The sequence below is a fragment of the Streptomyces sp. VRA16 Mangrove soil genome (genome assembly GCF_017377775.1).
In the GTDB taxonomy this organism is placed as follows: Bacteria; Actinomycetota; Actinomycetes; order Streptomycetales; family Streptomycetaceae; genus Streptomyces.
Genome location: NZ_JAFVLN010000002.1, coordinates 804483 through 813625 on the forward strand (window position 1 = coordinate 804483; position 9143 = coordinate 813625).

General features: G+C 71.7%; 6 protein-coding genes. 3 read left to right on the forward strand and 3 right to left on the reverse strand.

The features are described from left to right. Positions 1-5: 5 nt before the first annotated feature. Entirely contained in the window at positions 6-869 is an 864-nt protein-coding gene (locus J3486_RS09345) for a (2Fe-2S)-binding protein (protein ID WP_207819681.1), read from the forward strand. Between the two features lie 186 nt (positions 870-1055). After that, a complete protein-coding gene (locus J3486_RS09350; protein WP_207819682.1) occupies positions 1056-2138 on the forward strand; it encodes a DUF2637 domain-containing protein in 1083 nt (360 codons plus the stop codon). Positions 2139-2179: 41 nt separating this feature from the next. On the opposite strand, the gene J3486_RS09355 is transcribed toward J3486_RS09350, so the two are convergent. Beyond that, the gene (locus J3486_RS09355) at positions 2180-2704 is read right to left on the reverse strand and encodes an ATP-binding protein (protein ID WP_207819683.1); all 525 of its coding nucleotides are present in this window, start codon (positions 2702-2704) and stop codon (positions 2180-2182) included. 206 nt (positions 2705-2910) lie between these two features. Between J3486_RS09355 and J3486_RS09360 the strand changes: the two genes are divergently transcribed. Then, positions 2911-6006: a glycoside hydrolase family 38 C-terminal domain-containing protein gene (locus J3486_RS09360; RefSeq protein WP_207819684.1), complete on the forward strand. Its 3096-nt coding sequence runs from the start codon at positions 2911-2913 to the stop codon at positions 6004-6006. Between the two features lie 46 nt (positions 6007-6052). On the opposite strand, the gene J3486_RS09365 is transcribed toward J3486_RS09360, so the two are convergent. Both J3486_RS09365 and J3486_RS09370 read right to left on the reverse strand, forming a co-directional pair. Beyond that, positions 6053-7798, reverse strand: a complete 1746-nt coding sequence (locus J3486_RS09365) for a pyruvate dehydrogenase (RefSeq protein WP_207819685.1) — start codon at positions 7796-7798, stop codon at positions 6053-6055. 88 nt (positions 7799-7886) lie between these two features. Further along, positions 7887-9143: protein phosphatase 2C domain-containing protein (locus J3486_RS09370; protein WP_229377690.1), on the reverse strand; the 1257-nt coding region annotated here is incomplete at its 5' end.

A 9143-nucleotide genomic window follows, 5' to 3' on the forward strand; every position in this document is an offset into this window, starting at 1 on the left:
ACTGCATGACTCTCGTCACCCCGGCGCCAGCCGCGACGGCAAGCCCGGCCGGTCCCGTCTCGGCCGCGTACGCCCGCCTCACCGAGGTGTTCCCGAGCCTGCGCATCGACGAGCTGGCCCCGGACGAACGGCTGCCGCACGGCGCCGGCTGGGTGCGCACCGCGGACCTGGCCCAGGACGGCCCGGCGCTCGACTCCTTCCTCGCCTGGGACAACGCCCAGGTGCTCAAGGACTACGGGCAGCAGGCCCGTCCCGACGTCGTCGCGAGCTTCGGCCTGCACCGCTACGCCTGGCCCGCCTGTCTGCTGATCACGATCCCCTGGTTCCTGCACCGCCGGGTGCCCCGCTTCCCCGCGTCCCATGTCTCGTTCCAGCGGGCGCTCGGCCGGATGGCCGTACGCGTCACCGATTTCGCCTGTCTGCCCGGGGACCCGGCGGCGCGGCTGCCCGGGGCGCACGTAGTGCCCGACGAAGAGGCCCTGCGGGCCGAGGTCCGCGCGGCCGTGGCCGATCACCTCCAGCCGGTCCTGGAGGGCTTCGGGCCGCGGATGCGGCGCCGTGGCCGCGCCCTGTGGGGCATGGCGACGGACGAGATCGTCGAGGGGCTCTGGTACGTCGGCCATCTGCTCGGCGAGGAGCGCCGCGCGATGACGGAGCTGGAGCGGCTGCTGCCCGGCGCCACGAAGCCGTACGTCGGCAAGGCCGCCTTCCGCGAGCTGACCGGACCGGACGGCGAGACCCTCCCCACCCGCGACCGCGCCAGCTGCTGCCTCTTCTACACCTTGCGCCCCGAGGACACCTGCGTGACCTGTCCGCGCACCTGCGACGCGGACCGCATCGCGCGGCTGTCGGGGACCGCAGCAGCCTGAACCACCCGAACGAGTGATGTAAATCGAACTCAACTGCCCTTCTTACGGCGGGAGTTCGAGCGTACGACCGCTTTACACGCCCCCTCGCACTCCAATGGCGTTCTCTTGTCCCGAAACCCCCTGCGGGCTCGGACGGCTGCGCCAATATGGCGCCCGAACGCCGTACCGCGATGCAAGGGACCCCAGATGAGACTGACCGACATATCGCTGGACTGGCTGCTTCCGGGCGCCGTGCTGCTCCTGGGCGGACTGGCGGCGGTTGCGGTGCTCGCGCGTGGAAAGCGCGCCGGGGACACCGGTAAGAAGGGCGGATCGTCGATGGACGAGTCGTGGGAGCGCAGTGAGGAACGCCGCAGGCGCAAGGAAGCCGTCTACGGCACGGCCTCGTACGTGCTGCTCTTCTGTTGCGCGGCCGTAGCCGCCGCGCTCTCCTTCCACGGCCTGGTCGGCTTCGGCCGGCAGAACCTGAGCCTGTCCGGGGGCTGGGAGTACCTGGTCCCGTTCGGCCTCGACGGCGCCGCGATGTTCTGCTCGGTGCTCGCCGTGCGCGAGGCCAGCCACGGTGACGCCGCGCTCGGCTCCCGGATACTCGTGTGGACGTTCGCCGGTGCCGCCGCCTGGTTCAACTGGGTGCACGCGCCACGCGGCCTGGACCATGCGGGCGCCCCGCACTTCTTCGCGGGGATGTCCCTCTCGGCGGCGGTCCTCTTCGACCGCGCCCTGAAGCAGACCCGCCGCGCGGCGCTGCGGGAACAGGGCCTGGTGCCGCGGCCGTTGCCGCAGATCCGGATCGTGCGGTGGCTGCGCGCGCCCCGGGAGACGTACAGCGCCTGGTCGCTGATGCTCCTGGAGAACGTGCGGACGCTGGACGAGGCCGTGGACGAGGTCCGCGAGGACAAGCGGCAGAAGGTCCAGAACCGGATGCGCCAGCGCGAGCACCAGAAGCTGGAGCGGGCACAGCTGCGCGCGCTCAGCCGTGGTCACCGCGGGCTGCCCGGACGCGGCGGCCGCCAGGTGGAGGTGCCGGCCGTGGCCGCTTCGGCAGGCTCCGCGCAGGTCGGCTCGGAGCCTGCCATATCCCCGGGGACCCAGCCCTCACCGGATCAGCTGCCGCTGCGCGCGCGGCCCTCGCTCCAGTCCGTCAAGAACGGCGCTGACCAGATGACGCCGGTGACCGTCGACCTCACGGCGGAGGACGACACCCAGGCGCTGCCCCGTCTCGACACGCTGGAGCGAAAGCTCAAGGACCTTGAGCAGCAGTTCGGCTGACGGGCGGTCATCCGCCCCGGAGGCCTTCTGAGCGGGCGGTGTCAAGCGATGCCGCCCGCTCCCGCGTCCAGTTCGAACCACACCACCTTTCCGGTCCTTCCGGCGCCGAGCGCCGCCACACCCCAGGCGTCCGCGAGCGACTGCACCAGGATCAGGCCCCGGCCGTGCGTGCTGTGCGTACCGTCGTCGGCGTTCGGTACCCGCAGCTTCGGCCGCCTGGCCGCTTCCTCGTCGCGCACTTCCACCCGCAGGCCCCGGGGGCCCACGGTCGCGGTGATCTCCGCGTCCCGGTCGGTGTGCACCAGCGCGTTGGTGACCAGTTCGCTGGTGAGCAGTTCGGCTATCTCCGATCTTCCCGAGCTCCCCCAGTGCCGCAACAGCTCGTGCAGGGCGCGCCTGGTCTCCGGTACCGCGCGCAGATCGGCCCTGCCCAGCTTCCGTGTCAGCTGTCGCGGCGGCCCGTCCCCTTCCTCGGTCCCGTCGACTTCAGGCTGTCGCGCCGTCGTCGTCTCTGTGGCGGAACCCCCGACGACTGTCGGGGCGCTCCCTCGTACCTGCCGTTTCATGACCCCCGCCCACACGCCGATCCCGATGCCTCTCTCGCTCTGGATTCGTGTCTCTCGGCCTGCCTCTCGAACGCGTACACGGGCATGCATTCCCCGCTGCTGTGCCCGCACTCTTGTTGATTCGTCCATCACTCGCGGGTGTGCCGGGGCGGGGCGGGGAAGGGAAGCGGGGGATCCACGCGAGACGAGTACCGGAAGGAGCCGCCGTGCACGACGACCGACAGCTCGTGGAGGGCCGACTTGAGCGGGCGATGCGTCAGTTCGTCCGGCCCGCGCAGTACGCGGAGCGGACGCCGCTCCGCCTGAGTGTGTGGCACGCGCCGGGCGAGCCGGTGCCCGTCACTCAGGCGCTGGAGGGCGAGTACGCGCCCTTCGAGACCGGCACCTCCTGGGGAAAACCCTGGTCGACCAGTTGGTTCAGGATCCAGGGAGAGGTTCCGCAGGAGTGGGCCGGCCGGCATGTCGAGGTGGTGGTCGACCCAGGGTTCTCCGGGCAGGGTCCCGGGTTCCAGGCCGAGGGCCTGCTGTACGACGCCGAGGGCGTCCCCCTCAAGGGCATTCACCCGCGCAACCGCCATCTCACGGTGGCCGAGCGCGCGATCGGTGGTGAACCGGTGCATCTGCTGCTGGAGGCGGCGGCCAATCCGGCGGTGCTGCGGGACTTCGAGCCCACCCTCCTCGGTGACGTGCTGACCGCGGGGAATCGTCCCATCTACCGATTCCGCGCTGCGGACTTGGCCGTACTCGACGAGACCGTCTGGCATCTGGTGCTGGACGTCGAGGTGCTCACGGAGCTGATGCACGAGCTGGACATGGACCGGGGCAGGCGCCATGACATCCTGCGCGCCCTGGAGCGGATGCTGGACGCCCTCGACCTGCACGATGTCTCCGGCACGGCGGCCGCGGCCCGCGCCGAGCTGGCCGACGTGCTGGCCCGCCCCGCGCACGCGAGCGCGCACCGCGTCTCGGCGGCCGGGCACGCGCACATCGACTCGGCGTGGCTGTGGCCGCTGCGCGAGACGGTCCGCAAGGCGTCGCGGACGTTCGCGAACGTCACCGCGCTCGCCCGGGACTACCCCGAGCTGGTCTTCGCCTGCTCGCAGGCGCAGCAGTACGCGTGGGTGAAGGAGCACCAGCCACACATCTGGGAGCGCATCAAGAAGGCGGTGGCGGACGGCAATTGGGCCCCGGTGGGCTCGATGTGGGTGGAGTCGGACGCCAACATGCCGGGCGGTGAGGCGCTGGCCCGGCAGCTGGTGCACGGCAAGCGGTTCTTCCAAGACGAGCTGGGCGTGGAGACGGAGGAGATCTGGCTGCCGGACTCCTTCGGCTACACCGCGGCCTTCCCGCAGCTGGCGAAGCTGGCGGGCGCCAAGTGGTTCCTGACGCAGAAGCTGAGCTGGAACCAGACGAACAAGATGCCGCACCACACGTTCTGGTGGGAGGGCATCGACGGCACCCGGGTCTTCACCCACTTCCCGCCGGTGGATACCTACAACTCCCAGTTCCACGCCCGTGAACTGGCCCACGCGGAGCGGAACTTCGCGGAGAAGGGCGTCGCGAACCGCTCCCTGGTGCCGTTCGGCTGGGGCGACGGCGGCGGCGGTCCGACTCGCGAGATGCTGGAGAAGGCGCGCCGGCTGCGCTCCCTGGAGGGCTCACCGACGGTCGAGATCGAGAAGCCGGCCGCGTTCTTCGAGAAGGCCCACGAGGAGTACAGGGCCAAGGCGCCGGTGTGGTCGGGCGAGCTGTATCTGGAGATGCACCGGGCCACGTACACGACGCAGGCGAAGACGAAGCAGGGCAACCGGCGCAGTGAACACGCCCTGCGCGAGGCCGAGTTGTGGTGCACGGCGGCCGCGCTGCGCGATCCGTCGTACGCGTACCCGTACGAGGATCTCGACCGGATCTGGAAGACGGTGCTGCTGCACCAGTTCCATGACATCCTGCCCGGTTCGTCCATCGCGTGGGTCCACCGGGAGGCCCGGGAGACCTACGCCGAACTCCTCACGGAGCTGGACGCGATCACCCAGGACGCGGTGCGCCGGCTCGGCGGCACGGAGCCCTCGGCGCTCAACGCCTCGCCGTACCCCCGCAGTGAAGTCGTCGCGCACGACGGGCAGTTGGTGCACGTGAACGTCGACGGACTCGGCGCCAGGTCGCTCGCCGAAGCCGCCGCGCACACCCGTGGTCCGGGCGCGCACGCGGCGGCGACCCGTGAGACGGACGAGAAGATCGTGCTGGCCAACGAGTACCTGACGGTGGCGATCGACGCCGACGGCCTCCTCGCCTCGGTGCGGGACCTGGAGCACGGCGGCCGCGAGGTCCTCGCCCCGGGTGCCCGCGGGAACCTGCTCCAGCTGCACCCCGACCACCCCACCCAGTACGACGCCTGGGACCTGGACTCCCACTACCGGCACACCCGCACCGACCTCACCGAGGCGGAGTCGGTGGAGCTGGTGGAGGAGGGGCCGCTGCGGGTCTCGGTCCGTGTCACCCGCTCCTTCGGCGTCTCACGGAAATCGAGGCTCACGCAGGAGTACCGGCTCGCGGCCGGGAGCCGGCGCCTGGAGGTCGTCACGGACGTCGACTGGCAGGAGTCGGAGAAGGTGCTGAAGGCGGCGTTCCCGCTGGACGTGCACGCCGAACGCTCCATGTCCGAGATCCAGTTCGGGCATGTGCACCGGCCGACGCACGCCAACACCGGCTGGGACGCGGCCCGTTACGAGATCTGCGCGCACCGCTGGCTGCGGGTGGCCGAGGAGGCGTACGGGGTCGCGCTGCTCAACGACTCGACGTACGGCCACGACGTGACCCGCACCCAGCACGACGGCGGCGACGGGAGCGACGGTCATGTCCTGGGCACCACGGTCAGGCTGACGCTTCTTCGGGCCCCGCACTCCCCCGACCCGGAGACCGATCTGGGCACCCACCGGTTCACGTACGCGCTGCGGCCCGGCGCGACGACGGGGGACGCGGTGGCGGAGGGGCTCGCCCTCAACCTGCCGCTGCGGGTCGCGAAGGCCCCCGCGCTCACGCCGCTGCTCACGGTCGACCACCCGGCCGTGACGGTGGAGTCGGTGAAGCTCGCCGAGGACCGCAGCGGCGATGTCGTGGTCCGGCTCTACGAGTCGCGGGGCGGTCGCGCCGAGGCGACGCTCACGGCGGGATTCCCGGTGGCGGGCGCCGACGAGACGGATCTCCTGGAGCGGCCGCTGCGGCCCGCGGAGACCTCGGACAGCGGGCTCGCGCTCACTCTGCGCCCGTTCCAGATCCTGACGCTGCGGCTGCGGCCCGTGTGACCGTACCGGTGCCCGGCCCCGGCGGGCCGGGCACCGCGCGGCCGGGTCAGGGGCGCGGCATGTTGCGCAGGTTGGAGCGGGCCATCTGCACCATGCGTCCCACACCGCCGTCGAGGACGATCTTCGAGGCGGAGAGCGCGAAGCCCGTCACCATCTCCGCGCTGATCTTCGGCGGGATGGACAGCGCGTTCGGGTCGGTGACGATGTCGACGAGCGCGGGGCCCTTGTGCTTGAAGGCGTCCTTGAGCGCGCCCGCGAGCTGCTTCGGCTTCTCCACGCGGACGCCGTAGGCACCGGCGGCGCGGGCGACGGCGGCGAAGTCCGGGTTCTTGTTGGTGGTCCCGTACGACGGCAGTCCGGCCACCAGCATCTCCAGCTCCACCATGCCGAGGGAGGAGTTGTTGAAGAGGACGACCTTGACCGGGAGGTCGTACTGGACGAGCGTCAGGAAGTCGCCCATCAGCATCGAGAAGCCGCCGTCGCCCGACATGGAGACGACCTGCCGGTCACGGTCGGTGAACTGGGCGCCGATCGCCATCGGCAGCGCGTTGGCCATCGAGCCGTGCGAGAACGAACCGATGACGCGGCGCCGCCCGTTGGGCGAGATGTAGCGCGCCGCCCACACGTTGCACATGCCGGTGTCGACCGTGAACACGGCGTCTTCGTCGGCCAGTTCATCGAGAACGGAGGCGACGTACTCGGGGTGGATCGGGGTGTGCTTCTCGACCTTGCGCGTGTACGCCTTGACGACACCCTCCAGGGCGTCGGCGTGCTTCTTGAGCATCTTGTCGAGGAAGCGGCGGTTGGCCTTCGGCTTCACGCGCGGGGTCAGACAGCGCAGCGTCTCGCGGACGTCGCCCCACACCGCGAGGTCCAGCTTGGAGCGGCGGCCGAGGTGCTCGGGCCGCACGTCGACCTGGACGATCTTGACGTCCTTCTGCGGCAGGAACGCGTTGTACGGGAAGTCGGTGCCGAGCAGGATCAGCAGATCGCACTCGTGGGTGGCCTCGTAGGCGGCGCCGTAGCCGAGCAGTCCGCTCATGCCGACGTCGAAGGGGTTGTCGTACTGGATCCACTCCTTGCCGCGCAGCGCGTGCCCGACCGGCGACTTGATCTTCTCGGCGAACTCCATGACCTCGGCGTGCGCGCCGGCGGTGCCGCTGCCGCAGAACAGGGTGACCTTGTCGGCCTCGTCGATCATCTCGACGAGCTTCTCGATCTCGGCGTCGCCGGGGCGGATGGTGGGCCGCGACGTGACGATGGCGGTCTCGGTGCCGCCGTCCGGCGCGGTCTCGTCGGCGACGTCGCCGGGCAGCGAGACGACACTGACACCCGAACGGCCCACGGCGTGCTGGATCGCGGTCTGCAGGACGCGCGGCATCTGCTTCGGGCTGGAGATCATCTCGCTGTAGTGCGAGCACTCGGCGAACAGCCGGTCGGGGTGGGTCTCCTGGAAGTACCCGAGGCCGATCTCGCTGGAGGGGATGTGCGAGGCGAGGGCGAGCACCGGCGCCATCGAGCGGTGGGCGTCGTACAGGCCGTTGATGAGGTGGAGGTTGCCGGGCCCGCAGGAGCCGGCGCAGGCGGTCATCTGGCCGGTGATCTGCGCTTCGGCGCCCGCGGCGAACGCCGCGGTCTCCTCGTGGCGTACGTGGATCCAGTCGATGGCGCTGTTGCGGCGAATGGCGTCGACCACCGGGTTGAGGCTGTCGCCGACGACGCCGTACATGCGCTTGACGCCCGCGCGGACGAGGATGTCGACGAACTGCTCGGCGACGTTCTGCTTGGCCATGACGTGTGTGCCCCTTCGGAACCCGGTCGGGTCTCGGTCGCGTTGCCGATCACTTCTTCCGGGTTCCATGAATTCACACGGGGCCGCGTTACGCCTCCCAAACGCCCACAGCCGTGCGGTCGTCCGCGTACCCCTTGACCCGCACCTGGGTGTCCGCGAGGAACGTGGCGAGTCCGGGCGGCTCGGCGTCGGCCCAGCGCCGTGCGAGGTGCCGGGCCAGGTCGGGTTCGCCGCGCAGCGGCTCGGCCATGCCCGCCGTGCAGACCAGGAGGGTGTCCCCCGGGCGGGCGACCGAGGCGCGGAACCGGAACGGGTCGTGGGGCGGCTGCGGGGCCGGTTCGTAGGGGCTGGGCGGGGTGGTGATGCCCAGGTCCATGGTGAGCCGGTCGCCCTCGGGGGTCTCGGACGGCAGTCCTCCGTAGCCGACCACGGGCGCGCCGCTCTGCTCGGCGGCGGCGGGCTCGATGTCCTGCCAGACGCCGTCCCGCAGCCGGAACAGACCGCCGCCGCCGACGCCGAAGTAGACGCGGGTGCGGCAGTCGGGGTCGGCGGGGACGAGCAGACAGCGCAGGGTGGCGCTGTACTCCTCCGGGTCGATGCCCTGCTCGGCGGCCGCGGCCCGCAGTTTGCCGAGGCTGCGGTCGGTGAGCCGGTGCAGGCCGGACTTGAGGTCGCCGCGGCGGCCGGCCCTGATGTCCTCGGCGAGCCGGGTGTGGCTGAGCCCGACGGCCCGGCCGATCCACTCGCAGACCTCGGCGGCGGCGCGGTGCGCGCCCGGCGTCGCACGGGCGCCGGTGGCCATGGCGACGAGGATGAGCGCGCCGGGCCCGCTGCCGAACCGGGCGGTGAGCAGGCTGTCGCGACGCGGCTCGCCCCGGAAGCGCGCGGAGTCGCCGCGCACGGAGGCGGCCCGCAGTACGCAGGATCCGTACCGGGCCCCGTCGAGCACGGTGTCGGCGACGAGGTCGTCCAGGTCCTCGGGGTCCGCGACGGGCAGCGCGGTGGGCTCCGCCTCGTAGGTGGGCGGGCCGTCACCCACGTACGGGACGGTGAGTGGGGCGGGCGGCTCGGGCGGGGATGGTGGGGCGGGCGGCTCGGGCGGGGGCGCCGCTTCCATCGGGGCGGGCGGGGACGCAGCTTCCACCGGGGCAGGTGGGTCGAACCGGGCGGGCGGGTCGACCGGGATCGGTGGGTTGACCGGGGCCGGTGGGTCGCCTGCGACTCGTGCGTCGACCGGGGCGGGCGGGTCGACCGGGACCGGTGGGTCGACCGGGGCCGGCGGGTCGACCGGGACCGGTGGGCCGCCTGCGACTCGTGCGTCGACCGGGGCGGGGGGTTTCGGTGG